General features: G+C 65.7%; 25 protein-coding genes. 10 read left to right on the top strand and 15 right to left on the bottom strand.

The genetic code is table 11. The annotated features are described in order from the left end of the window. Nucleotides 1-57: 57 nt before the first annotated feature. From R2E40_RS00815 to R2E40_RS00790, 6 genes are read right to left on the bottom strand one after another with little or no spacing between them, the layout of a single operon-like run. Entirely contained in the window at nt 58-1,245 is a 1,188-nt protein-coding gene (locus R2E40_RS00815) for an acyl-CoA reductase (protein WP_318164534.1), read from the bottom strand. Then, nucleotides 1,242-2,300 carry an acyl-protein synthetase gene (locus R2E40_RS00810; RefSeq protein ID WP_318164533.1) on the bottom strand — a complete coding sequence of 353 codons (1,059 nt, stop codon included), beginning with the start codon at nt 2,298-2,300 and terminating at the stop codon, nt 1,242-1,244. Before R2E40_RS00810 ends, R2E40_RS00815 begins: the two co-directional genes overlap by 4 nt. Then, nucleotides 2,300-3,670, bottom strand: coding sequence for an AMP-binding protein (locus R2E40_RS00805; RefSeq protein WP_318164532.1), 1,371 nt, complete (start codon nt 3,668-3,670; stop codon nt 2,300-2,302). The genes R2E40_RS00810 and R2E40_RS00805 overlap by 1 nt, the downstream gene beginning before the upstream one ends. Further along, complete coding sequence (locus tag R2E40_RS00800) at nt 3,670-4,419, bottom strand: SDR family NAD(P)-dependent oxidoreductase (RefSeq protein ID WP_017409718.1); 750 nt, start codon at nt 4,417-4,419, stop codon at nt 3,670-3,672. Before R2E40_RS00800 ends, R2E40_RS00805 begins: the two co-directional genes overlap by 1 nt. Then, nucleotides 4,419-4,652 (bottom strand): acyl carrier protein, encoded by a 234-nt coding sequence (locus R2E40_RS00795; protein ID WP_005306726.1) that lies wholly within the window; start codon nt 4,650-4,652, stop codon nt 4,419-4,421. Before R2E40_RS00795 ends, R2E40_RS00800 begins: the two co-directional genes overlap by 1 nt. Next, on the bottom strand, nt 4,649-5,185 hold the full coding sequence (locus R2E40_RS00790) for a GNAT family N-acetyltransferase (protein ID WP_011707834.1): 537 nt from the start codon (nt 5,183-5,185) through the stop codon (nt 4,649-4,651). Before R2E40_RS00790 ends, R2E40_RS00795 begins: the two co-directional genes overlap by 4 nt. Before the next feature lie 164 nt (nt 5,186-5,349). Here R2E40_RS00790 and pseF point away from each other — a divergent pair, with 164 nt between their 5' ends. From pseF to R2E40_RS00760, 6 genes are read left to right on the top strand one after another with little or no spacing between them, the layout of a single operon-like run. Next, nucleotides 5,350-6,045, top strand: a complete 696-nt coding sequence (gene pseF / locus R2E40_RS00785; RefSeq protein WP_318164531.1) for a pseudaminic acid cytidylyltransferase — start codon at nt 5,350-5,352, stop codon at nt 6,043-6,045. Continuing rightward, complete coding sequence (pseG, locus tag R2E40_RS00780) at nt 6,035-7,291, top strand: UDP-2,4-diacetamido-2,4,6-trideoxy-beta-L-altropyranose hydrolase (protein ID WP_318164530.1); 1,257 nt, start codon at nt 6,035-6,037, stop codon at nt 7,289-7,291. Before pseF ends, pseG begins: the two co-directional genes overlap by 11 nt. Before the next feature lie 6 nt (nt 7,292-7,297). After that, nucleotides 7,298-8,344 carry a pseudaminic acid synthase gene (pseI, locus tag R2E40_RS00775; protein ID WP_318164529.1) on the top strand — a complete coding sequence of 349 codons (1,047 nt, stop codon included), beginning with the start codon at nt 7,298-7,300 and terminating at the stop codon, nt 8,342-8,344. After that, on the top strand, nt 8,337-9,632 hold the full coding sequence (locus R2E40_RS00770) for a motility associated factor glycosyltransferase family protein (RefSeq protein WP_318164528.1): 1,296 nt from the start codon (nt 8,337-8,339) through the stop codon (nt 9,630-9,632). Before pseI ends, R2E40_RS00770 begins: the two co-directional genes overlap by 8 nt. Next, entirely contained in the window at nt 9,629-9,886 is a 258-nt protein-coding gene (locus R2E40_RS00765) for a hypothetical protein (protein ID WP_318164527.1), read from the top strand. Before R2E40_RS00770 ends, R2E40_RS00765 begins: the two co-directional genes overlap by 4 nt. After that, the gene (locus tag R2E40_RS00760; RefSeq protein ID WP_017787046.1) at nt 9,886-10,632 is read left to right on the top strand and encodes a crotonobetainyl-CoA--carnitine CoA-transferase; all 747 of its coding nucleotides are present in this window, start codon (nt 9,886-9,888) and stop codon (nt 10,630-10,632) included. Before R2E40_RS00765 ends, R2E40_RS00760 begins: the two co-directional genes overlap by 1 nt. Here the strand turns inward: R2E40_RS00760 and R2E40_RS00755 are convergent. From R2E40_RS00755 to R2E40_RS00725, 7 genes are all read right to left on the bottom strand, one after another. Further along, complete coding sequence (locus R2E40_RS00755; protein ID WP_318164526.1) at nt 10,614-11,975, bottom strand: DUF4910 domain-containing protein; 1,362 nt, start codon at nt 11,973-11,975, stop codon at nt 10,614-10,616. The genes R2E40_RS00760 and R2E40_RS00755 overlap by 19 nt on opposite strands. Further along, a complete protein-coding gene (locus R2E40_RS00750; protein WP_318164525.1) occupies nt 11,972-12,376 on the bottom strand; it encodes a VOC family protein in 405 nt (134 codons plus the stop codon). The genes R2E40_RS00755 and R2E40_RS00750 overlap by 4 nt, the downstream gene beginning before the upstream one ends. After that, nucleotides 12,366-13,130: an AAC(3) family N-acetyltransferase gene (locus R2E40_RS00745; protein ID WP_318164524.1), complete on the bottom strand. Its 765-nt coding sequence runs from the start codon at nt 13,128-13,130 to the stop codon at nt 12,366-12,368. Before R2E40_RS00745 ends, R2E40_RS00750 begins: the two co-directional genes overlap by 11 nt. Then, nucleotides 13,127-13,351 carry an acyl carrier protein gene (locus tag R2E40_RS00740; RefSeq protein ID WP_043164031.1) on the bottom strand — a complete coding sequence of 75 codons (225 nt, stop codon included), beginning with the start codon at nt 13,349-13,351 and terminating at the stop codon, nt 13,127-13,129. Before R2E40_RS00740 ends, R2E40_RS00745 begins: the two co-directional genes overlap by 4 nt. Next, entirely contained in the window at nt 13,344-15,026 is a 1,683-nt protein-coding gene (locus R2E40_RS00735; RefSeq protein WP_318164523.1) for an HAD-IIIC family phosphatase, read from the bottom strand. Before R2E40_RS00735 ends, R2E40_RS00740 begins: the two co-directional genes overlap by 8 nt. Before the next feature lie 97 nt (nt 15,027-15,123). After that, nucleotides 15,124-15,657: an ATP--cob(I)alamin adenosyltransferase gene (locus tag R2E40_RS00730; protein ID WP_029304963.1), complete on the bottom strand. Its 534-nt coding sequence runs from the start codon at nt 15,655-15,657 to the stop codon at nt 15,124-15,126. A gap of 87 nt (nt 15,658-15,744) precedes the next feature. Continuing rightward, nucleotides 15,745-16,887, bottom strand: a complete 1,143-nt coding sequence (locus R2E40_RS00725) for a DUF5610 domain-containing protein (protein WP_318164522.1) — start codon at nt 16,885-16,887, stop codon at nt 15,745-15,747. Nucleotides 16,888-17,057: 170 nt separating this feature from the next. Here R2E40_RS00725 and trmA point away from each other — a divergent pair, with 170 nt between their 5' ends. The 4 genes from trmA (at nt 17,058) to R2E40_RS00705 (ending at nt 20,725) form a co-directional block, all read left to right on the top strand. After that, on the top strand, nt 17,058-18,191 hold the full coding sequence (trmA, locus tag R2E40_RS00720; protein ID WP_016352343.1) for a tRNA (uridine(54)-C5)-methyltransferase TrmA: 1,134 nt from the start codon (nt 17,058-17,060) through the stop codon (nt 18,189-18,191). A gap of 144 nt (nt 18,192-18,335) precedes the next feature. Continuing rightward, nucleotides 18,336-19,046 (top strand): two-component system response regulator RstA, encoded by a 711-nt coding sequence (rstA, locus tag R2E40_RS00715; protein ID WP_318164521.1) that lies wholly within the window; start codon nt 18,336-18,338, stop codon nt 19,044-19,046. Between the two features lie 116 nt (nt 19,047-19,162). Beyond that, nucleotides 19,163-20,488, top strand: coding sequence for a two-component system sensor histidine kinase RstB (rstB, locus tag R2E40_RS00710; protein WP_318164520.1), 1,326 nt, complete (start codon nt 19,163-19,165; stop codon nt 20,486-20,488). A 54-nt stretch (nt 20,489-20,542) separates the two neighbouring features. Next, a complete protein-coding gene (locus R2E40_RS00705; protein WP_010635722.1) occupies nt 20,543-20,725 on the top strand; it encodes a hypothetical protein in 183 nt (60 codons plus the stop codon). A gap of 76 nt (nt 20,726-20,801) precedes the next feature. On the opposite strand, the gene R2E40_RS00700 is transcribed toward R2E40_RS00705, so the two are convergent. Beyond that, complete coding sequence (locus tag R2E40_RS00700; RefSeq protein WP_318164519.1) at nt 20,802-22,058, bottom strand: malic enzyme-like NAD(P)-binding protein; 1,257 nt, start codon at nt 22,056-22,058, stop codon at nt 20,802-20,804. A gap of 181 nt (nt 22,059-22,239) precedes the next feature. Further along, complete coding sequence (locus tag R2E40_RS00695) at nt 22,240-23,673, bottom strand: DUF2867 domain-containing protein (protein WP_282467026.1); 1,434 nt, start codon at nt 23,671-23,673, stop codon at nt 22,240-22,242. Nucleotides 23,674-23,782 lie beyond the last annotated feature (109 nt).

Raw genomic sequence — 23,782 nt, 5'->3', positions numbered from 1 at the left:
GTATGCCTGACCAAGCTAATCCATTGAAGCTGCTGGATTTATGTGAGCCACACCCGATTATTCACGCCGGCTGAGGCCACGGCTGCACAGTTGCAGCATGTCGATGCCATCCCAGAGCCATTCGAATGCGAGCGCCTGTCCCGGCGCCACCACCCGGTCAATCCGGCAGGTGGGGGCAGTCGGCAGCGCCGCTTCGACCCCGGCCCTGTCACCGCCGACCCAGACGCAGGTCTGCATGTCCCAGGGCTGTGCCAGCAGCTCATTCAGGGTATCGGCCACAAATTCGGCAACTGTACCTCCTCCGACGTGTGCGAGCCGCAGCGCGCTCGCCGGAGTCAATAAGGTGACGCCGGGCAAGCTGGTCACCTTCATTGCCCCCTGCTCGGCGGCATTTTGTTGACTGTGGATGAGTCGTTCCATCGCCAGGGCGGGATCGGCGGAAAAGGGAGCAAACAGGGCTTCCAGCAAGCGGTGGCGCAGTCCCTCATCGGGTTCACCCAGCCAGCAGAGGGTGGTTGGCGAGGCGCAGGCCTGCTGGTTGAAACGGGTGCAGTCCTGCTGCAAGGCAGCCAGCGTCCGTTGCCACTCCTGCGGATCCAGCCCGGCCAGCCAGTGGCTGTCCAGCACCGCCATCGAGCGGCGATCCGGAAACACCACTTCCTGCGCCGTTGGTGCCAGGGGAATGGCCCGCACCTGGCGAATGGTCTCGTCGCCACCCCAGATGATGCGCAGCCGGCAGCGCGCCGACAGCCAGGCGGTGATGCCCTCGTCGTGGTCATAGCGAATGAAGCGGGTACGGGCGGCGATCTCTTGCCATTCACCGAGGCTGAACAGTTCGTTGAGGATCGCCAGCATGGCCTCCTGCTGCGGATCGCGGCGTGACGACAGCCGCACCACGCAGGGATTGCCCATCAACAGAGGCACCAGCCAGGAGTAGAAGGCCACCGTCGGCACGTTGGAGGGCACCAGGTGAAAAGTGACCCCCAGCGGTCCCCGTCCCTGCAAACGCTGCTGTTCTCTGGCCAGCTGGCGCGGCCGCAGCCAGAAACCGAACGCGGCCAGATCGGGGTGACGCCGACCCTCCTGTTGCAGGCGGGTCGACAGCGCCGCCACGAAGTCGCAGATGACGGGGGCAAAGCAGGGCAAGGGCTGCGGGCAGAAGGTCTGCCAGCCCGTCGTCGGGGCCACGAAGCCGACCGCCGGCCCCTCCTGCCAGAGCCCGGTGGGCGCCCCGGATGGGGTCATTGAAAGGTGTCGCTGCATCCCCTCACCTCGGCGCCGTGCTGGCGTCCCGCTACGTGAAAATAACGGCCATGGCGGCCACAAGGGCAGTCATCCTCCCCCAGCAGCACGCCGAGATCCTCGCTCAGCAGGCTGTGGCCGGGATAACTGCCGGGAATGGCGGAGAGCACCTGCAGCAAGCCTGGGCTGCCAATCCCGAGCGGCTGATGGGTGAGCGGATCGCGCACCTGTACATCGGCAAACACGGGAGCATGCAGGTGACCCTGCTCGCACTCGACGAAGATGGAGCCCACCTGCTCCACCATGCCATAGAAATTGTGTACCCGACCCAGCCCCAGCTGTTCACGGCAGCGGGCCTTGAAGGCGGGATTGTCCACTGCCAGATGCTGCAGCTTTTTCCAGCCGCCGCTGTGAAACAACATGCCCTGTGTCAGCGGCAGTTGCAGGCCGCGTTCGCGCAGCGGTTCCAGCAGGCATTGCCAGACCATGAAGGTGAAGCCGAACAGCAGCACCGGCTGGCCGGCATATTTGTCACAAAAGGCCTCGATGACGGGCCAGTTGGGCCGCATCTGCTCGTCGAGGGCATAGGTGTGGTCACGACCGAGGAAAGAGAGCCCCAGGGCGCCCGCGCCGCGCGCCGAAAAGCCGCTGCGGTTCTGGATGAGGGCGGGCTGCTCCACCAGCAGCATGGGCAGGCGCTGCTTGCCGACAAACTCCTGCAGGATCTTCACCAGCACCTTGCTCTGCAGGGCGGCGGTCTCCCGGTCCAGCACGATCCGTGATGGCGAGCCCGTGGTGCCCGACGAGGTGAGCACCTTGAACACCTCGCTCTGCGGCACGCTCTGCCATTGGGCCAGTTTGAACAGCCGGGCCGCCAGGTAGGGCAGCGCAGCGTAGTCGGTCGCCGCGGCCGTCCAGCCGAAGGCTTGCAGCACATTGTCATAGGCCGTGCAGTGCGCCCGATGGTGCGCAGTCAGCGCATTGAGCCGCGCCAGCAACAGCGCCTGTTTGGCGGCCTGGGGCAGCGCAAAGACCGGCGCGCTCAGCAAGTGATCCATCACGCCTCCCCCGCCAGCCTGGCCAGAGCGGCGTAGTCAATCTTGTGATTGGCGGTGCGCGGCAGTTGTGTCACCTGCACCACCTGCACCGCGCGCGGCGGGGCCTGCAGCCACTGCGCCAGCTCGCGCTGCAAGCCGTCGGCCGGCTGGTCACCGCGGGGCTCGACGACCACCAGCAGGCTGTCATCACGCCCGCAGCAGGCCCCTGTCCAGCCCCAACGATGGAGCTGGCTCTCGACCTCCGCCAGGCTGACCCGCTTGCCGAACAGCTTGAGAAAACGGCTGAGCCGGCCACAGATGTAGTAGCGGCCCGCCTCGTCGCAACGGGCCAGATCGCCGGTGGCCAGCTCCTGCAGCTGGGCGCCCAGCGCCAGATCCTCGGCCGCACCGGCGTAACCCAGCATGACGTTGTCACCGCGATAGACCAGCTCCCCCTCCCCGGGCTTGCCCCCCTCCAGCGCACGCAAAGCGAACTGGCCGCCGGGAATGGCGCGGCCGATGGCATCCGGATGAGCGGCCACCTCGGGCGCCGCCAGCCAGGCCATGCGGGCGGTGGCCTCGGTCTGGCCGTACATGACGAAGAAGCGCCGCTCCAGCCGCAAGGCCTGCTCGGCAAACTGCTGCGCCAGCGCGGGTTCTAAACGCCCGCCCGCCTGGGTCAGGGTCTGCAAAGAGGGGTAGCGGGCCCAGTCAAAGCGCAGCCGGGCCAGCATCTGATAGGTAAAGGGCACCCCGGCAAAGCTGCTCACGCCGTGCAGATCGACCTGCTGCCAGAAGTCGCGCTCCAGCACGCTCCCTTCGTGCTGCACCAGGGAGGCGCCCACCAACAGATGGCTGTTGAGCACCGACAAGCCGTAGGAGTAGTACAGCGGCAGGCTGGTGATGGCCCGCTCGGCCGCCGTCAGCGCCAGATAGTCGGCGATGGAGGCGGCGTTGGCAGCCAGATTGCGCCCTGACAGCCGCACCCACTTGGCGCTGCCGGTGCTGCCCGAGGTCGGCAGCATTACTGACAGCGCCGGGTGCAGGGTGGGCGTCGTCGCGGCAAGCCGCTCCAGCTGACCGGCGTCATTGACCCGCCAGCTCACGCCAAACTGCCGGCAGCTGGCATCGTGCTGACTCGCTGGGAGGGCCGGGTCTGCCAGCATCACGACATGCCCCAGCTTGAGCGCGGCCAGATAGTGCAGCAGGTGGACGGTGCGGGTGCAAAAGGGCAGATAGACCAGGCTGCGCTCGTCCGGATAGCTGGCAGCCAGCCGTGCCACCCGCCGTGCCAGCTCGCCGTAGGAGAGCCAGCCCTCTTGCGGGTCGCGCCAGGCCGGCGCCGGGTTGTCTGCCCGCAGGTGGGCGAGCAGTGCGTGCGCGTGATCCATCAGACCGTCATGCCTCCATCCACGCCGATGACCTGACCGGTCACATAGCTTGCCAGGTCGGAGGCGAGAAACAGCGCCACCTTGGCCACCTCGTCCGGGGTGCCGATGCGCCCCATGGCGATGCTGGCGAGTCGCTCGGCAAACTTGTCGTCCGGGATGGCGTGGGCCATCTCGGTGTCGATGAAGCCGGGGGCGATGGCATTGACCCGGATCCGGCTGGCGGCCAGCTCCTTGGCCAGCGACTGGGTGATGCCGATCACCGCCGCCTTGCTGCCGGCATAGCTGCAAAGGCCGGCGGCACCCACCCGCCCCATCAGGGAGGCCAGGTTGATGATGCTGCCGCCGCCGCTGCGCTGCATCAGGCGGGCGGCATACTGGCTGCAATAGACCACGCTGAAGGTGTTGTGGCTGAAGGTCTGCTCCAGCTGGGCCTGATTGACCATGCCGAGCAGCCCCTCTTCCAGCATGCCGGCATTGTTGACCAGCACGTCCAGCTGACGCGTCTGGGCAAACAGCTGCTGAAAGGCCTGTTTGACTGCCTGCGGCTGCGCCACGTCGACACAGAGAGAGTGACAAGGCACGCCGAACTCGGCGCCGAGCTCATCGGCCAGCCTGCTCATGGCCGCCTCATCGCGTCCCGCCAGCCACAGTTCGGCCCCCTGCGCGGCAAACAGCCGGGCAATGGCGAGCCCGATGCCGCGCCCGGCGCCGGTGATCAACACCCGCTTGCCTTGCAGCAGCCCCTGCATCAGAGGGCGACCCCGTACTTGGCGAGGATCTCCCGCGCCTTGGCGACCGAGCTCATGTCGATGATGTCATCGGTATCGAGCAACACGCCGTAGCAGTCCTCCAGCTGGGCGATCAGGCCCATGTGGGCGACGGAGTCCCACTGGGGAATGCTGTTGTAGGCCAGCTGGTCGCTGACGCTGCCGACGTCGATGCCGAGGGCATCGGCAAAAACCTGTTCCAACGCTGTAGTCATCTGAAAAATCTCCGTAGCCGTTCTCGGGCGGCATAATAGTCGGCGGGCTGCAGTTCGAGGGCGATGAAGTCGCCCTGTTGCCCCTGTTGGCGATAGCCGAGCTGCGCGTTCAGGCGCAGGGCGGCGTCGTTGCCGGTGCGCACCAGGGTGCGGATGCAGCCGAGCTCGAAGGTATCGAAGCCCTGATCGAGCTGTGACAGGGCGGCGGCGACGGCCAGCATGGGATGACGCACGCTGGAGCGGCCCAGATAGAGACCGGCATCAGCCACCGGCTGCCCTTGCAACGATTGCCGCGTCTCCCCTTTCAGGTTGACGTAGCCGGCCCGCAGGCCGCGGCACCAGAGCACCCAGTGCTGCTGGTCAGGCCGTTCCAGGCTGCTGACGAACCACTGCCGTTGCTGGCGGGGGGAGATGAGCGCCTGCTCCACCATCTGCAACCGCACCTCGTCCTGGTTGCGCCAGCGTCGCAGAGTGGGCAGATCCCAGGGCTGGAGCGGGCGCAATTCGACACCATAACTCATGTTCAATACCAATGACGTCCCATCACTTGCCCATGTTATCGACCATCGCCGGGCAATTCCGTAGCAAAGCTCAATAATATAAGATGAAAACTCGGTATAATCTCAAAAATAATCAACGAGTTGTCATCAATTATCCGGCCCGGCGACCACGTCGGGCTCCTCAGGGAGAGAGCATCATGGCCATCGCCATCATCCCGGCACGGGGCGGCAGCAAGCGCATTCCCCGCAAGAACATCCGTCCCTTCTGCGGCTTGCCCATGATTGCCTACGCCATTGAGGCGGCCCGAGACTCGGGCTGTTTCAGTCGGGTGGTGGTCTCCACCGATGACCCTGAGATCGCCGAGGTGGCCCGTCGCCTCGGGGCTGACGTGCCCTTCCTGCGGGGCGCCGCGCTGGCCGATGACCATACAGGCACCACCCCTGTGGTGATCGACACCATCCAGCGGCTCGACCAGTTCGGCATCCAGGCAGAACACTACTGCTGCATCTATGCCACCGTGCCGCTGATCCAGGCGGCTGACCTGCGCGCCGCCCACGCCCGCCTGCTCGCCAGCCAGGCTCCCTTCGTCTACACGGTGGCCGAATTCGGCTTCCCGATCCAGCGGGCGGTACGCATGGACAAGCAGGGCCGGGTCACGCCGTTCTGGCCGGAGCAGATGGCGAAACGCTCCCAGGATCTGGAGCCCGCCTATCAGGATGCTGGCCAGTTCTACTGGGGCAGCCGCGCGGCCTGGCTGGGGGGGATCAGCCCGGTGGGAGGAGAAGGGATCGGCCACATATTGCCGCGGCACAGGGTGGTCGACATAGACACGCCGGAAGATTGGCACCTGGCCGAACTGCTCTATCAAGTGCTGGCCCAAGATGACCTTTAAGGTTGCCTTCCGGCTCGACGCCGGCGCCGATATCGGCTTGGGCCACCTGATGCGCTGTCTGGCCATCGCCGATCGGCTACACGCCGCCGGGGCCGAGTGCCACTTCCTCTGCCACGACTTGCCCGCGCACCTGCTGTCACTGCTGCGGCCCCATCACCATCATCCCCTGAGCGCGTTCGATGACGCCGGCCCGTTGCCTGGCTTGCAGCCCGATTGGCTGGTGTTCGATCACTACCAGATTGACCAGCGGCTCGAAACCCAGCTGGCCGCCCACTGCCACCGCGTGCTGGTGATCGATGATCTGGCCGACCGGCCGCACCACTGCCAGCTGCTGCTGGATCAGGGCCCCTTGCGCCGCGCCGCCGATTACCAGCCGCTCACCCCAGCCGATTGCCGGCTGCTGCTGGGCACCGACTATGCCCTGCTGCGCCCCGCCTATCGCCAGCTGGCGCGGCAACACGCCAGTCAGTGGCGACGGGGCCTTATCTGCTTTGGCGGCGCCGACCCGGCTGGCGCCTGCCTCATCACCCTCAACAGCCTGGCCCGGCTGCCCTGGGCCCGCACCATCCAGTGGACCCTGGTGGCGGGCGGCGCCAATCCCTTCTGGCCCGAGCTGGAGCAGAGAGTGGCCGAACTGGCCGACCTCGACCTGGTGCTGCTGCGCCAGAGTGACCAGATGGCCGACCTGATGAGTCGGCACGACTTCGCCATCGGCGCCGCCGGCGGCATGACCTGGGAGCGGGCCTGTCTCGGCCTGCCGACCCTGGCGGTGCCCATCGTCGACAACCAGCAGTTCAACGACCAGGTGATCGCCCGCTTTCAGCTGGCCGAGCGGCTGACCCTGAGCGAGCTGGCCGAGCCTGAGCGGCTGCTGCAGGCTCTGCAACGCCTTGAACAACAGTCAGACGACTACCGCCGCCGTGGCCAGCAGCAGGTGGACGGGCTGGGGCTGGATCGCCTCACCGCCCGATTGCTGCAACAATCGGATTATCAGCTGTTACCGGATGGTCAACAGTGGCAACTACGCCATGATGACCAACTGCTGCTCACTCTGACGCTGAACGGCCAGCGGCTGACATGGCAGGCCACCCAGCCACTTCAGCCCACGGAGTGGCAAGAGCTGGCACATCGCTTGCAGACAATTTTCTCCCAATTTCCCCTCTATCTTGCCGAGCCACCGCAGATGGTGCCCCCTGCCCCCTGGCAGCCGGCGCCGCAAGGCTGGCAACTTGGCACAGGAGTCTGAACACAGATGCAGATCGCCCATCAATCCATCGGCCCGGCGCAGGCTCCCTATGTGATCGCCGAACTGTCGGCCAACCACAACGGCAACCTGGAGCGTGCACTGGCCATCATGACCGCCGCCAAGGAGGCCGGGGCCAGTGCGGTCAAGCTGCAGACCTACCGGCCCGACACCATCACCCTCAACAGTGACAGGCCCGAGTTCCAGATCCATGGCGGTTTGTGGGATGGCCACAACCTCTATGACCTCTATGAGTGGGCACACACCCCCTGGGAGTGGCATCAGGCCCTGTTTGCCAAGGGGCGCGAGCTGGGCCTGACGGTCTTCAGCAGTCCGTTCGACTTCAGCGCGGTGGATCTGCTGGAATCCCTCGACTGCCCGGCCTACAAGATCGCCTCCTTCGAGCTGGTGGACTTGCCCCTCATCCGCTACGCCGCCCAGACCGGCAAGCCGCTCATCATGTCCACCGGCATGGCGAACGAGGCCGAGATCGCCGCCGCGGTCGAGATGGCGCTCAAGCACGGCAACGGCCAGCTGGCCCTGCTGCACTGCGTCAGCGGCTATCCGGCGCCGGCGGCCGAATACAACCTGCGCACCATCCCCATGTTGCGCCAGCGCTTCGGGGTCGAGGTGGGGCTCTCCGATCACACCCTGGGGTCGGCCACGGCCATCGCCGCCACCGCGCTCGGGGCGACCCTCATCGAGAAGCACTTCACCCTGGCCCGCGCCGACGGCGGGCCGGATTGCGCTTTCTCCATGGAACCGGCCGAACTCACCGAGCTGGTAACCTCGGTCAATACCGCCCATGCCGCCCTCGGGGTGGCCGATTACCAGCTCACCGCCAGTGAACAGGGTAACCGCGCGTTTCGCCGCTCCCTCTATCTGGTCAAGGAGATGGCCGCCGGCGAGGTGCTCACCGCAGCGCACATCAAGTCGGTGCGCCCCGCCCTCGGCCTGCCCCCGGCCGATTACGATCGGCTCATCGGCAAGCGGGTCAACCGCAGCCTGAGCGCCAACCAACCGCTGAGCTGGGAGTGGATAGATAAGGATGAGTGATGATCTCTTCAACCAGCACGGCAGGCTCATCAGCCAGCGCTGGCCCGCCCTCTGGCCCCGCCTGCTGGCACAGGACGTGGAAAGCCTGCCGGCCGAGCTGACCGAAGGGCTCGGCTCCACCCTCAGCCTCCACGGCATCCAGCTCACCAGCCGGCACGACCGGGTGAAAGAAGCTGAACAGCAGGCCGCCAGCCTGCCCGAGCAGCCGGTGCTGCACCTCTACGGCACCGGGCTCGGCGATCTGCCGCGCGCCCTGCTGGGGCGCAGCAGCCTCAAACGGCTGGAAGTGAAGATCATGAATGGCGCCCTGTTTGCCCTGGTGCTGCGGCTGCTGGATCAGCAGGACTGGCTGGCGGATCCCAGGGTCGAGCTGATGATGGCCGGCGACGAAGGGGAGGTACGGCTGCCCTTCTTCGCCCTGCCGCCCGAGCTGCTGCTGGTGGAAGATGCCGCCGCCCGCATCCGCGACCGGCTGGTGAGTGAAATAGACTTGCCGTTCGCCCGGGCCAGGTTCGACGCCGAGCACCCCGACGTAACTAGGAGGCTGGCCGAAAATCGCGATCTGCTGGCCAGCGACGGCGATGTGGCCTCCCTGTTTGGTCTGGCTCAGGGCAAGCAGGCACTGATCGTGGCGAGCGGCCCGACCCTGCAGCACAACCTGGCCACCCTGCAGGCCCAGTTGCAGAGCCGTCGGCAGGACTACCTGCTGATCAGCGTCGATACCGCGCTGGCGTTTTTGCTTGGCCACGGCATCCGGCCCGACATCGTCGTCACCATAGATGACGCCATCCACGGCAACCGGCTACCCGCCGCCCAGTCGGCCCAGACCACCCTGGTCTATTACCCCACGGTACCCACGGCGGCCCTGCTGGCCTGGCAGGGGCCGCGCAAGACCGCCTACTCCCGCAGCCCCATGTATCAGCAGCTGCGGCAAACGCTCCCCAAGGGCGTGCTGCACTCGGGCGGCAGCGTCATTCATCCCGCCGTGGATCTCGCCGTGCAGATGGGTTGCCGCCAGGTCATCCTGCTGGGCACCGACTTCGCTTTTCCCGGCGAGCTCACCCACTCGGGCTGGGCCGACGGTGCCCTCGGCCCCAGCGCCGCGCTGGCACTCAGCTGGACCCTCGACGGCCATGGCCGGCGGGTCAAGACCAATCCGAACTTTTCCGCCTACCGCACCGAGCTCGAGCGCTACATAGCGCGCCACCCCGAGGTGCAGTTCTGGAACTGCAGCCGGGAAGGGGCGGAGATCGCTGGCTGCCGCTATCACCCGGAGTACGTGCAATGAAAAACGGCCAGATCACCCGCCTCACCGCCCTGGCGCACCAGTTTCGACTGGGGCAGTCGGTCGCCGCCAGTCAGGCATTGCCGGATCTGCTGCAAGAGGTGCTCACCGAGCAGGGCAACCTGCCACCCGGACTGGTGGCCGCCCTGCTGCAGTGCCAGGAGCGCCAGGACTGGCTGGGGCTGGCCGACTACCTCGAATATGAAGTGGTGCACTGCCTGTCGACCCCGACCGGCGACACCACAGGAGACCATTGATGATCAAGGCCATTTCCAACGCCTCCGAGCAGGAGCTGTCACGTCGCCAGACCTTCAGCGAGTTGCTGCACGCCAGCCCGCTGCCCGCGGCCGAGCTGCAGAACAACCTGGGTCTCTACCTCAAGCGCCAGTCGCTCTCCCGCATCCTGTTCATGCACGAGCTGTATCAGAAGATCGTGCCGGTCCACGGCGTCATAATGGATTTCGGTACCCGCTGGGGTCAGAACCTGGCGCTCTTCTCCTCGTTTCGCGGCATGTATGAGCCCTACAACTACAACCGCAAGCTGGTGGGATTCGATACCTTCAGCGGCTTCCCCTCCCACGCTCCGCAAGATGGCAGCGATGCCGCCATCCAGCCCGGTGCCTACGGGGTGACGCCGGGCTATGAGCAGCATCTAGCCCAACTGCTCGCCGCCCATGAGGCGGAAAGCCCGCTGGACCATATCGTCAAGCATGAACTGGTGAAGGGGGATGTGACCGAGACGCTGCCGGCCTATCTGGCTCGTCAGCCGGAGACCATGGTCGCGCTGGCCTATTTTGACTTTGATCTCTACGAGCCGACCCGCCGCTGCCTCGAGCTCATCAAGCCGCACCTGACCAAAGGATCAGTGCTGGCATTCGATGAGCTCAACTGGCCCGCCTTTCCGGGAGAGACCCTGGCCCTCAAGGAGGTGCTGGGGCTGGATCGCTACGCCATCCGCCGCACCCCGCACAACCCGGGACCAGCCTATCTGGTGATCGAGTAGTCCGGTTGCGGGCTAAGGCGACGCAGCAGCCCGGCATCCAGCAGCATCCGCGCCAGCGGTTCCACCCGCCAGAACGGCGCCCCTATGGTCTCGGCGATCTCGAACAGGGTCAGCTTGCCGTCGCTGTAGGCCAGCAGATTCATCATCTCCCGTACCTGCCAGCCCGAATAGCGGGTCGACAAGTCCGGGTAGAGCCCCCGCTTGCCGAGCTGAGGTTCACCCAGCACGGTGACCTCGCAGCGCTCGTCCAGCTCCAGACATTCGATAGCACGGCGCAGCGCCATGAAGCCGCCCGCCAGACCGGCCGGCGTCACCAGTGAGAGGTCATCGAGCGAGGTGTGGTACTCGGCATAACAGCCGTATCGGCTGCGCATCACCGAGGTGACCGGCAGATCGATGCCGGGCGCGCACAGCTGCCGCTCGTTGGAGCCTCGCTCCAGGAAGCTGTAGGCATGGTAACCCGGTGCCAGATGACCCAGCACATGGCGACCGATGCGATCCGCCAGCGTGTTGCCCTGGCGGGAAGGCAGGAAGGAGTAGCTGCGGTCATCGCCAAGGCAAGTCAGATTGAACCCGGCCAGGGTACGCTGCTTGAGCTGCTCCAGATGGCGAGAAAGATAGACGATGGCCCCCAGGGTTTCGGGCACCAGCATCAGCCGGTAGCTATAACGACGTGTGGGCAGTGACGCCAGCCAGGCCATCAGGAAGACGCCGACACAGGGGCCGGAGAGCTCGTTGTTGGCCATGGAGGGGTGGCAGGTGTAGCTCGACAGCAGGACCTCCTGCTCGCTCTCCCCCGGCAGTACCCAGTCACCATAGGTGAGCGAACCCGGGGCCAGGGTGGCATCGATCACCACCTGATATTCTCCCTCCGGCAGCGCCTCACGCAGCCGATGGGGCAGACAGAAGCCCCAGCGGCGCTTGTAGTAGGAGGTCACATAGGGAATGGCGTCCGGCTGCTCGGGCAGAGAGTGAAGATGGGGCTGCAGCTCGGCCAGTGAGAGGGTGCAGCGCACCGGCTCCGAGTAACCGACCAGATGCAGGTTGTGGTCCTGGAAATCCACCACCCTGCGTCCATCCGGCCCCACTATGTAGGCCTCCCGCACGTTCCACTCGTCAGGCACGGTCCAGTCGAAGCACTCGGTACCGCTGGCCACTTCATGGATCTGCAGCTCGGGCAGGCAGTGCTCGCGCCACAGGGCCAGCGACTGCCGAACCCCGTCCCCGGTCAGGCTGCGATTGAGCGGAAACAGCAGGGTGAGCAGTCGATGCAGCTGTTCACCGACTTGTGCCTGGTCGTCCCAGTCGGTGGGCAGATAGCCACTCTTGGGTGAAAAACTCATGGGGTGGATGCCTCGATCAATTCGACAATGTGGCCAAGGGGGCTCAGGAAAAACTGGACGTGGGCGCCGCCAAAGGCGATGGCAGGCTGGCTGGGCCCGAGGGGCAGATGGCGCTGTGTGCGCAGCCGTTCGGCACTCTCCTGCAGGTTGCTCACCCGATAGGCAAGGTGGTTGATGACGTTGCGCCGGGTCTTGAGCACCTGGGCAACCGGGCTCTCCTCGCCGGCGGGGGCGACCAGCTCGTAGCAGAGACCATGGTCGTCATGCGCGAACTGCACCCAGACCCGTTGCAGCGGATCTTCCACCGCCGCCGAGAAGCGGCTCAGCCCCAGCACGTCGCGGCAATAGGCCACACCGCTCGCCAGGTCCGGCACCACCAGTCCGATGTGATCAAACTGCATGGGACTCTCCTCCCGCCCGGATCAGGGCGTATGGGGCCGCCGCCAGCAACTCGCTGGCAGCCAGGATGAAGTCGCGGCACGACACCGCCCAGACCGGCACCCGCTGGCACAGCGTCTGGCGCCAGGCGCCCCGCTCCTGCAACAGGGCCACCAACCGGGAGAGGTCGATTTCGCTGGCCAGCGACAGGTCGCGCACATAGTAATCCGCCTGCCACTCCCGCACGCGGCCATCGACGCGCACCTGGCCCGCAAACATCTTGTGATAGCGATAAGAGACGGCCAGCCGCAGCTCCACATAGTGGGTGAAGGTGATGCGGTCGGGGTGGCAACCCAGCCCCAGCAGCCAGCCGTCCTGCTCCGCCAGCCAGCCGAACGGGCTCTCCTGACCGAAACAGTCGTGACACTCCCGGGCGACCAGTGCAGGCCCCTGCGGGCCGCTGATCGCCATGCTGAAGACGGGATCCCACGTGCGCACCACCCCTTCCCGCTGGCGAAACAGCTCCGTCATCAAGCCCACCTTGCTCGGGGTCTGCGCCGGATCGAAGCACTCGTCCGCCATCGGGCTGTAGCTGAAGGTCGGCACCAGCAGGTGCCCGCCCAGCCACTGCTCGAGGCATGTCCAGAAAGCCGCGATGCCTGCGGCGTTGCCCATGCCGGCAAACTGGGCCACCACCATGGCATCCGAGTGCACCATCAGGGCGCCGCCTCTGGGGATCCCCAGCTCGGTCAGCGCCTGCTCGAGTGCCTGTTTCACACGGCAACCCCTTTGTGCAACAGGGCTTGCTGGATGTCGGTCAGGCTCTTCAACTCGGCCAGCTCGTGCGGCTCGAACCGCACGGCATAGTGCTGTTCGACCAGCAACAGCAGGTTGAAGTGACCCAGAGAATCCCACTCGGGAAAGCTGCCGAGGGCAGACTGTGCATTGACGCTGGCCTGGGGGAACTGCTGGTGTGCCAGCGCGATAAGGTCATTCATGGGCGTAGAACTCCAAAAACGGGAGAGAAAGAGAGCAGAGATCCAGACTGAGGAACACCTCGTCCGCCAGCGGCAGCAACCCCGCTGGAGTGGTTATCGGCCGGGTTGGCAGGCTCGCCAGAAAATCCCGTGCCGGCTGGTTGCGGGTGGTGGCAACCAGGCTGATGACCAGCTCGGTCACGCCTTGCGCCCGCAGATGGTTTGCCAGTTGCGCCAGCAGCCAGTATTCAAAGCCGCGCCCCAGCACCCGGCAGCTGATGGCCAGGGTATCCAGCAGCGCCCTGCCCTCATCGAGCGGGCGCACCACCAGCAGGGCCGTCATGCCGTGATCGGCGAATCGGTCTCGCAGGCTGGTCAGCCAGACGTCACCGCCCTCGGCGGCCAGCCGGGCCAGCTCCGCCGCCTGATAGCGGCGGCCGGAGAGGTTGAACTGATTGGTCTTCTGGCTGAGCTGTTCGGCTCGCAACTGGTTGCCCGGGGAGAGCGGCTGCCAGTCGGCCTGCAGCGCCAATTGCCGCAGGAAGGCGTGCTCGTCGCCCAGTTGCCGGCGCACCGCCTCGGCCTCGGCCTGGGCCTGATAGGAGTGCTGTCGCAGGCCGTCATCCCGGCTCTGGTGGCGACTCCACAGGGCCGGCAGCGTCAGCAGGGCATCCGGCCAGCTCCAGAGATCGGCCGGCGGGGTCATCACCATCACCTCGGGGCAGTTGGCCCGCACCTCGGCTCGCTCAAGCTCGCTGTCATCCCAGAAGACCAGGCTGTCCAGCCCGACATTGAGGCGGGCGGCCAGCCGCCGCAGCCCCAGGGATTTTGGCTCCCAGCCGATTTCGGCGGCGGCGATCTGCGCCCGTGTCAGCACCATGCCCGGATGCTCGTCAAACAACCGCCACACATCGTCCGCCAGATTCTTGGAGCAGAGCGCCAGCACTATGCCCTGTCCGTGCCAGTGGCTGGCCGCCTGCTGGAAGGCCTGGTAGAGCCGGCCCATCCCGTCCTGTCCCAGCAGGACGCCGCCGACACCGTCTTCGCCGACCACGCCGCCCCACAGGGTATTGTCGCAGTCGAGCACCAGCACCTTGTGGGCGGGTCGCTGCAACCGCTGCAGCAAGGGAAGAATCCACTGCGCCAGGCTGGCCAGACCGGCCATGGAGAAGGGGCAGGACATCAGATAGAGGTTGCGCCGATCGAAGCAGTGCTGGCGGCCATGCTGTTGCAGCCAGAGCGGCAGGTGCAGGTCGTCCAGGCCGGGTTGCTGCTGGCGCAGGCGGGCCATCTGCTGCTCGAACGCTCTGGCCAGCGCGGCGAGCACGGCAGGGGCCGGGCCATAGACAGAGAGTGGGGAATGGCTGCAGGCCCCCACCAGCAGATGATCCTGCGGGCGGCGCAGCAGATGCTGCAACAGAGGCTGGCAGAGCGCGTCGACGAAGGCGGCAACCGCCAGTTGCTGATCGTCCTGCGCCAGACGGCCCCACTCCTGCAGGGTCCGGGCGGGCACCAGATCTTCCCACAGCCAGATGATGATGTGGGTCCCGGCCGCGGCATCGGCGCTCTGGTGCATCAGGGTCTGCAACCACTGGCCATGGGGGGCCACCTGCACTTCGCCATATTCAGCCAGGGGTCGCCAGGCGAGGTTGCCCGGCATCAAGAACGAACTGCCACTGAGATGAAGCATGGTCATGACCTTCCCCACTGCGCTACCGGAACCATCCCGGCGACCGACAAATGGGATGATCGTGTTTGATCTTCATGAAAAACAAAAGCTTTTTTGGCCGTATTCAGTAGTTGATGCTGACGTAGGGTACCTCGTCCACCTGCCACAGCTGCTTGAGGTAGACGGTCAGCACGAAGAAGAAGTTGGCCAGCAGGTTGGCGAACCGATAGAGGATGGGGTCGAAGCGCACCCCGCTCTCTTCCAGTCGCACCAGCAGCCGCACTACCTTCTTGCTGCCGCAGCGGCACAGATGCAGGGTCGGGATCGGCTGCGGCCCTTGCGGCAGCACGAAACCGGTGACCCGGCCGCGGCTCGCCTCGTTGTAGTGATCGTAACGCCCCTTCAGCCATGCCAGATCCTCCTCGAAGATGCCGAGCCTGCCGCGCACCGAGCCGTTGAGGTTGTAGATAAGCCGCTGCAGCGCCGCAAGATCCGCCTGCATGGGCGCAATCTCGGCATCCGGAGCCAGGTGTGACAACACGGCGCCCACCTGGCAGCAGAGCTCATCGGTGGCGATCTCGTAGTCACACTGGAACTGGGTTTCGAAGATGAAGGGGTAGCAAAGCTCGCGCTTGTCTCTGGGCTTTTTCGGGTTCATGGGCTGGCCGGATCGGGAAAAAGGCCAGTTTGCCAGCCCCCGCAGGAGCTGGCAAACGGCCGGTCATGGTCCTCGATTCGAAACGGTTCAGACGCTCTTGCTGCTGGCATCCGTCGCCGGCTGGAACTGGCCGATCATCCGCAGCGCATCCAGCATCCGCTGGTTGAAGCTGGTGAAGCTGCCCACCTGGGCCGGATCGCTCTGGCCACGGGCCGCCAACACCGCCGGCGTCAGCGCCTGCTGCTGGGATGCCGGCAGCAGAGAATCCGCCTGCTGCTGCACCTGATCCAGCTTGGGCAGGTAGTCCGCCAGCGGCTTGAGCATCTCCTGCAGGGAGTGCGCCCCCTGATAGGTCTGGCTCAGCTTGAGGCTCTGCTTGAGCTTGAGCGAATAGGAGGCCAGCTGGCTGTCATCCAGCTTCAGCTCGCCCGCCTTCTTCAACAGGTCGTCGAAATTGCCGGAGAAGAAGTTGCCGGCCAGATCGTCGATCCCCTTGACCAGCTTGCCGATGGAGTCCATCTCTTCGCTGCTCAGGTTGCCCTCCAGCGAGAAGCTGAAGCTCTGGCTCGACTTGAGGCTGAACTGGCTGCCGCTGTCATCCTTCTGGGACTTGGTCTGCCAGCTGTCGTTGAAGCGCAGCACCACCTTGTCGCCATCCTTGGTCTGGATCTCCAGCGAACCCTGCTGGCGACTGGCCATTTCGGCCTGCCCCATGTCGGTGGTGGAGACCTTGCCGAAGAACTCCTTCTCGAACTGATCGAGCCCCTCCTGGATCAGCTTGTAGCTCTGATCCATGCCGGTCTTGATGTCGGAATTGTCCGCCCAGTCGCCGAGCAGCTTCCTGGCGTCGCCAAAGCCCTTGTCCACCCCCTTGCGGGCCTGCTCCATCATGCCGGTCAGGCTGTCGTCCGACTTGCCGTCGGCCCGGGCAGCCCCCAGCCGGCCGGTGACAAACTGCAGCACGTTGTCGGCCACCGACTGGAAGTCGAACAGGGTATCCGGGGTCACCGCCTCCGGCTGATCCTGCGCCTTGGGCGCCTTGTAGCCCTGGCCATTGATCTCCAGCGCGAACTGCAGCGCCTGCTGCACCAGTACCTGCGCCCATTTCGGCGCCTTGTGCAACGAGACTTCGTCCTCGTTGTTTACCGGCTTCGAGTCCGCCTGCTGGGGCGATTTGGGAGCAACACCCACTCCCTTGGGTTGGGCCGCGCCCACTCCGTCGATCTGCATAATGTGTCCTCCCACCATGCCTGTAGATCAGCTATCGGCCTGACTGCACACTTCTTGACCACAAAATACTGGACAATCTGCGACGGCCTTTTAAAATCGGCCCCCTTTGGGTGGCTGCAGGCTTCCCCCGATTTCGACCCGGCCAGACCGGTGTGCATGTGAGGTAAATCATGACCCAATCCCAGCAGGTTTCCGCCGACCCGGCGCCCCTTCGAACCCCGGCCGATTACCAGGCCCAGCTCGACGAGAAGCGCGAGCGCCTCTGCGGGTTGTTTGCCGATTTCACCCTGCCTGCGCTGGAAGTGCACGCCTCCCCCGCCGAACACTACCGGATGCGCGCCGAGTTTCGCATCTGGCACGACGGTGACGACCTGTACCACTGCATGTATGCACCGGCCACCAAGGAGATCATCCGGGTCGATCAGTTCCCCACTGCCAGCCGCCTCATCAACCAGCTGATGCCAGTGCTGCTGGAAGGGCTGCGCCCGCACCCCGTGCTGCGCCGCAAGCTGTTCCAGATCGACTACCTCTCCACCCAGTCCGGCCAGATCTGCGTCAGCCTGCTCTACCACCGCAAGCTGGAGAGCGAGTGGCAACAGGCCGCCGAAGCGCTGCAGGCCGACCTGCGGGCCAAGGGATTCGAGCTGCAGCTGATTGGCCGCGCCCACAAGCAGAAGATTTGCCTGGGGGAGGAGTTCGTCATCGAACGGTTGAATGTGCAGGGCCGCGAGCTGGTCTACAAGCAGGTGGAAAACAGCTTCACCCAGCCCAACGCCGCCATCAACGAACAGATGCTGGGCTGGGCGCTGGACGTGACCAAGGGGAGCGAGGGTGACCTGCTGGAGCTCTACTGCGGCAACGGCAACTTCTCCATCGCCCTGGCGCAGAACTTCCGCAAGGTGCTGGCCACCGAGATCGCCAAACCGAGCGTGGACTCCGCCCAGTTCAACATCGCCGCCAACGGCGTCGACAACCTGATCATCCTGCGCATGTCGGCCGAGGAGTTCACCATGGCGATGCGCGGCGAGCGGGAGTTCAACCGCCTCAAGGGGGTGGATCTCGGCGCCTACCAGTGCAACACCATCTTCGTCGACCCGCCCCGGGCCGGCCTCGACGACGCCACCGTCAAGCTGGTGCAGGATTACGACAACATCCTCTACATCTCCTGCAACCCCGAGACCCTGCAGGCCAACATGGCGGTACTCGGCGAAACCCACGAAATCGCCCGCTTCGCCCTGTTCGATCAGTTCCCCTGGACTCACCATATGGAAGCCGGGGTCTATCTCAAGCGCAAAGCGGGTTGATGCCGCCGGGGCATAATTCCCAGCTCGACCAGCAAGACAGGGCCCGCGGGCCCTGTTTGATTATTTAACCCTGTGCATGGGGCGGCCGGAGCCGCTATGCTGGCGGCACGCGCATCCGCGCCACAGTCTGGGTGTCATGCCACCATGCAACGCATTCTTTTTGTTGAAGATGATCCCGAGATAGGCCAGCTCATCAGCAGCTGGCTGGCCCGCCACGACATGGAAGTGCTGCTGGAGCCGAGGGGCGATCTGGCGCTCGCCAGGGTCGAGGCCGAGCAGCCTGACCTGGTGCTGCTCGACATCATGCTGCCGGGTCAGGATGGTCTCTCCCTGTGCCGGGATCTGCGTCCGCGCTTCGCCGGCCCCATCGTCATGCTTACCTCGCTGGACAGCGACATGAACCAGATCCTGAGCCTGGAGCTGGGCGCCAACGACTACATCCTCAAAACCACACCGCCCCCCGTGCTGCTGGCCCGGCTGCGGGTCCAGTTCCGCCAGCAGGGGCAACAGGCCCCGCTGCCCGTGGTCGCCTGCACGCCGCCCCAGCGCCTGCAGTTCGGCCGGCTGCAGATCGACGGCCCGGGCCGGGACGTGCGCCTCGACGGCGACAGCATTCCGCTCTCCACCGCCGATTTCGATCTCCTGTGGGAGCTGGCCTGCCACGCCGGCCAGATCCTGGGGCGGGAGGCGCTGTTTCGCAGCCTGCGCGGTCGCGACTACGACGGCCAGGATCGCAGCATGGACGTGGCCATCTCCCGCCTGCGCCGCAAGCTGGGGGACGACACCAGTAACCCGACCCGCATCAAGACGGTGCGCCAAAAGGGTTATCTGCTGGTGCCCCACGCCTGGGAATAAGCCCCGCCGAATGACCTTGATGCTCTCTGCTCCCTTCTCCCCTTGCGGGAGAAGGGTTGGGGATGAGGGGGCAACAAGGCAATGCCCAGACGCAATCCAGGCAAGAGGAGAGCCCCATGCGCCGTCTGTTTATCCAGTTCTATCTGCTGCTGATCGGCTGTTTCACCCTGGCCATCCTGCTGGTCGGCATGGTCTATCAGGTCACCGCCGAGCGGGCGGGAGATCGCTATCTGGAGCGGATGATGCAGGGCTCCCTCGGCCTGCTCACCGGCGAGCTGGCCCGCTTGCCGCCGGAGCACTGGCCCGCCCGCATGGCCGAGCAGAGCCGCCAGCTCACCCTGCCGCTGCAGATCGGCGCCCTCGCCAACCAGCCCCTGGCCAACGAGGATCAGGCCTTCCTGGAGGCCGGCAACATTGTCATCGTCGAGGAGGATGACACCTTCCTGCAGCGCATCCCGGGCACCGATCAGGTGCTGATCGTCGGCCCCGTCCCCTACCTCTCCTACCTGCACGAGCTGCACTGGGTCGACGTGGGGCTGCTGCTGGTCATCGGCCTCTCGCTGGGACTGCCGATCCTGCTCTGGCTGCGCCCGCACTGGCGCGGCCTGCAGCAGCTCGAACAGACCGCCCGCCGGGTCGGCGACGGCGATCTCTCCTGCCGCACCCGTTTGCCACCCGGCAGCAGCCTGGGCCGGGTCGGCCGCACCTTCGACCAGATGACCGAGCAGCTGCAGGCCATGCTGGCCAGCCGCAAGCAGCTGACCGACGCCATCGCCCACGAGCTGCGCACCCCGCTGGTGCGGCTGCACTACCGGCTCGCCATGCTGGATCCGGCGCCCTCGGCCGAGGAGCAACAGGGGCTGGAGCGGGACCTCGGCGCGCTGGACGCCCTCATCGAGGAGATGCTCACCTACGCCAGGCTCGATCGCCCCGAGCTGCCGCTGCAATGCAGCGAGCTGGAGCTCGGCAGCTGGGCCGGCAGCCGCCTTGCCGACTGGCAGGCGCTGCGGCCGGACAAGCGGCTCGACTTCGTGCGCCCGGCCATGGCCCTGCCCTGGCGCGGCGATACTCGCCTGCTGGATCGGGCGCTGGAGAACCTCATCGGCAACGCCCTGCGCCACGCCGCCGGCCGAGTGACCCTCAGCATGGCGCGCCAGCAGGATCACTATCTGCTGGAGGTGGCCGACGACGGCGCCGGCATCGATCCCGCACTGGCACCGCAGATCTTCGAGCCCTTCGTGCGGCTGGATCAGAGCCGCGACCGACGTACCGGCGGCGCCGGGCTGGGGCTAACCATCGTGCGCAGCATCGCCCGCCACCACGGCGGCGAGGTGCAGCTGCTGCCGAGCAGCAGCGGTGCCCGTTTCTGCCTGATGCTGCCTGTACATTTGGATACAAACCGTCACCAGTCACTCACTGAACCGCAGGTCGAACAGCCCTAGGATGAAGTCATGGAGAAACGCTCCATGTCATCAACCCGAATGAGGAACTGGAATATGAACAAGCTGATCCCCCTGAGCCTGGCTGCTGTCTTCGCCCTGACCTCCGGCTTCACCATGGCTGCCACCCCGACCAAGGCTGCCGCTCCCCAGGCTACCCAGACCAAGGTCGTGAAAAAACACCACAAGGCTGCCCACGCCAAGGCACCGGCCGTCAAGGTTGCTCCCAAGACCAAGTAATCGACCAACAAGCTTCCCGTAATGAAAAGGGGCCCCGACATGGGGCCCCTTCTGTTTTCTGTGCGCTTGCCTTGGCTCAGCCCAGCATGTAGTCCGCCGGCAGGGCGATGCGGGCCACCCCGGACTCCACCGCTGCCAGTGCCACGGCACGGGCGACGCGCGGCAGCAGACGGGCATCCATCGGCTTGGGAATGACGTAGTCCTTGCCGAAGGCCAGCTCGCTGACGCCGGCGGCGGTCAGCACCTCGGCCGGTACCGGCTCTCTGGCCAGACCACGGATCGCCTCGACTGCGGCGATCTTCATGGCATCGTTGATGCGGCTGGCACGGGCGTCGAGGGCGCCGCGGAAGATGAAGGGGAAGCAGAGCACGTTGTTGATCTGGTTCGGATAGTCGGAGCGACCTGTACCCATGATGAGGTCACCGCGCACTGCGTGAGCCAGGGCGGGCTTGATCTCAGGATCCGGGTTGGAGCAGGCGAAGATCACCGGGTTGGGCGCCATCAGCGCCACCGCCTCGGCGGGCAGCACATCCGGGCCGGAGACACCGACGAACACGTCCGCCCCGTCGATCACTTCCATCAGGGTGCGCAGGGGGGTGTCGTTGGCGAAGCGCTGCTTGTACTGGTTGAGATCGGTACGACCGCTGTGGATGACGCCCTGACGATCCAGCATGAAGATGTTGTGGGGCTTGGCGCCACACTTGATCAGCAGCTCCATGCAGGCGGTGGCGGCAGCCCCGGCGCCCATGCAGACGATACGGCTGTCGCCAATCTGCTTGCCCTGCACTTCCAGCGCGTTGAGCAGGCCGGCGGCGGTGACGATGGCGGTACCGTGCTGATCATCGTGGAACACCGGGATGTCACAGCGCTCGATCAGCGCCTGCTCGATCTCGAAGCACTCGGGGGCCTTGATGTCTTCCAGGTTGATGCCACCGAAGGTGTCGGCGATGGCGGCAACGGTGTCGATGAACTGCGCGCTGGTCTCGTGCTTCACTTCGATGTCGATGGCGTCGATGCCAGCAAAGCGCTTGAACAGCAGGGCCTTGCCCTCCATCACCGGCTTGGAGGCCAGCGGCCCCAGATTGCCCAGCCCCAGGATGGCGGTGCCGTTGGAGATGACGGCCACCAGGTTGCCCTTGCCGGTGTAGCGGTAGGCATCGGCCGGGTTGGCGGCGATCTCGCGCACCGGCTCGGCAACGCCCGGGCTGTAGGCCAGCGCCAGATCGCGGGCGGTCTCGGCGGGCTTGGTGAGGGCGATGGCGATTTTGCCCGGCACGGGCTGGGCGTGGTAATCGAGTGCTTGTTGACGAAGATCGTGACGCTGATCGGACATGGGGGACCCCGATACGGTAGTGAATTGAGTGGTGCATTGGCTCGCCCACGGGCGAGGGCTGGGGATCATAAAGAAAACCATCGGGCTTTCACAGAGGAAAGTATCGTCACCCAGCCACTGACAAGCCAGTAATTAGCATGTCATGCCAACCACGAATACCCATTTAGTTATAGATATGGTTTCACCCCATCACCGGAATGCCGGCTTTCGCCTCTGCCTGTCTGGCGATCGCCTCCGTCATGCCCTGGAAGATGAAGAGGTGGAACGGCAGCATGGCGAGCCAGTAGGCCAGCCCCCAGGCCCCCTGTGGATGCCAGTGGGCCGTTACCTTGAGCCGGGTCAGCCCCGACTCCTCCGGCAGTATGTTGAACTCCAGCCGGCCAACGCCGGGGGCCCGCATGTTGAACAGCAGATCCAGCCTGCGCCCCTCGTCCACCCCGAGGATCTGCCAGGAGTCCAGCATGTCCCCCTTCACGAAGCGATCCGGGTTGGTGCGGCCGCGAGTCAGCGCCGGGCCGCCGATCAGGTGATCCATCCACTCCCGCACCACCCACAGCTGGTTCATGTAGAAGTAGCGCTGCTCGCCCCCCAGCTGTTGCAGTACCTGCCACACCACCTCGGGCGAGGCGAGGCAGATGGCATCGCCGCTGGCAGTGCGGTCATAGAAGCCGTACTCGGGGTGGCGCCAGCGCAGGCCGAGCGGGGTCTCCTCCCCCTGCTGCTCGGCCCCCAGCCGCTGCTCCAGAGAGAGGCTCTCGGCCAGCGCCTCGTCGAAGCTGAGCAGGGTTTGCGGCAGCAGGGCCCGCAGTGGGCCGTCATCGGCCGGGATGTCGTGCTTGAGGCCGCCCACCAGCGCCTTGGCCACCGGCTGCGGCACCGAGGTGACAAACTGCAGCCACCAGGCGGAGAGGCGCGGGCTGAGAAACGGCAGCGGGATGATGGGGCAGCGCTTGCCGATGTGGGCGGCGAACTTCTGCAACTGCTGCTGATAGCTGAGCAGCTCGGGACCGGCGGCGTTGAAGATCTGGCCGTCCACCCCTTCAGCCTCCACCAGTCCGCCCAGATAGTGCAGCAGGTTGGAGAGCGCAATGGGCGGCGTACGCGAGCGCACCCACTTGGGCGTCACCATCATCGGCAGGTTGAACACCAGATCCCGCATCACCTCAAACGCCGCGGAGCCGGGCCCCACTATGATGCCGGCGCGCAGCTCCACCGTCGGCACACCGGCGCCCCGAAACAGCTCGCCGCAATAACGGCGGGAGTTGAGGTGACGGCTGTTGCACTGCGTCGGCTGGATCGCGCCCAGATAGATGATGCGGCGCACCCCGGCGGCGCGGGCTGCGGCGGCGAAGTTCTTCACCCCCTGCTGCTCCAGCCGGTGAAAGTCGGCCCCCGCCCCCATGGCGTGCACCAGATAGAAGACGGTATCGATGCCGGCCAGGGCGGGCAGCAGGGTGATCGGCTTGAGGCTGTCGGCAAGGCGAAACTCCACTCCGGGCGGCAGACGGCAAGGGCGCCGCGCCCCGGCAATCACCCGATAACCCAGTTCTTGCAGATGGGGCACCAGGTAAGAACCTATGTAGCCCGCCGCCCCCATCACCAGACAATCACGCATCTGCCCACTCCCTGTCTTGCCCATGTTACCGCCCCTCATCTTCGCCCCTGCTCCCACGCCTGCTCCCACGAAGGGAGAAAGGAGAGTCCCACCATAGGGCAAAGCGGGC

The organism is Aeromonas sp. CD (assembly GCF_033349375.1).
Classification (GTDB): Bacteria; Pseudomonadota; Gammaproteobacteria; order Enterobacterales; family Aeromonadaceae; genus Aeromonas; species Aeromonas hydrophila.
Note: the sequence above shows the minus strand (reverse complement) of the source record. Positions and strands in the feature narration are given on the sequence as shown.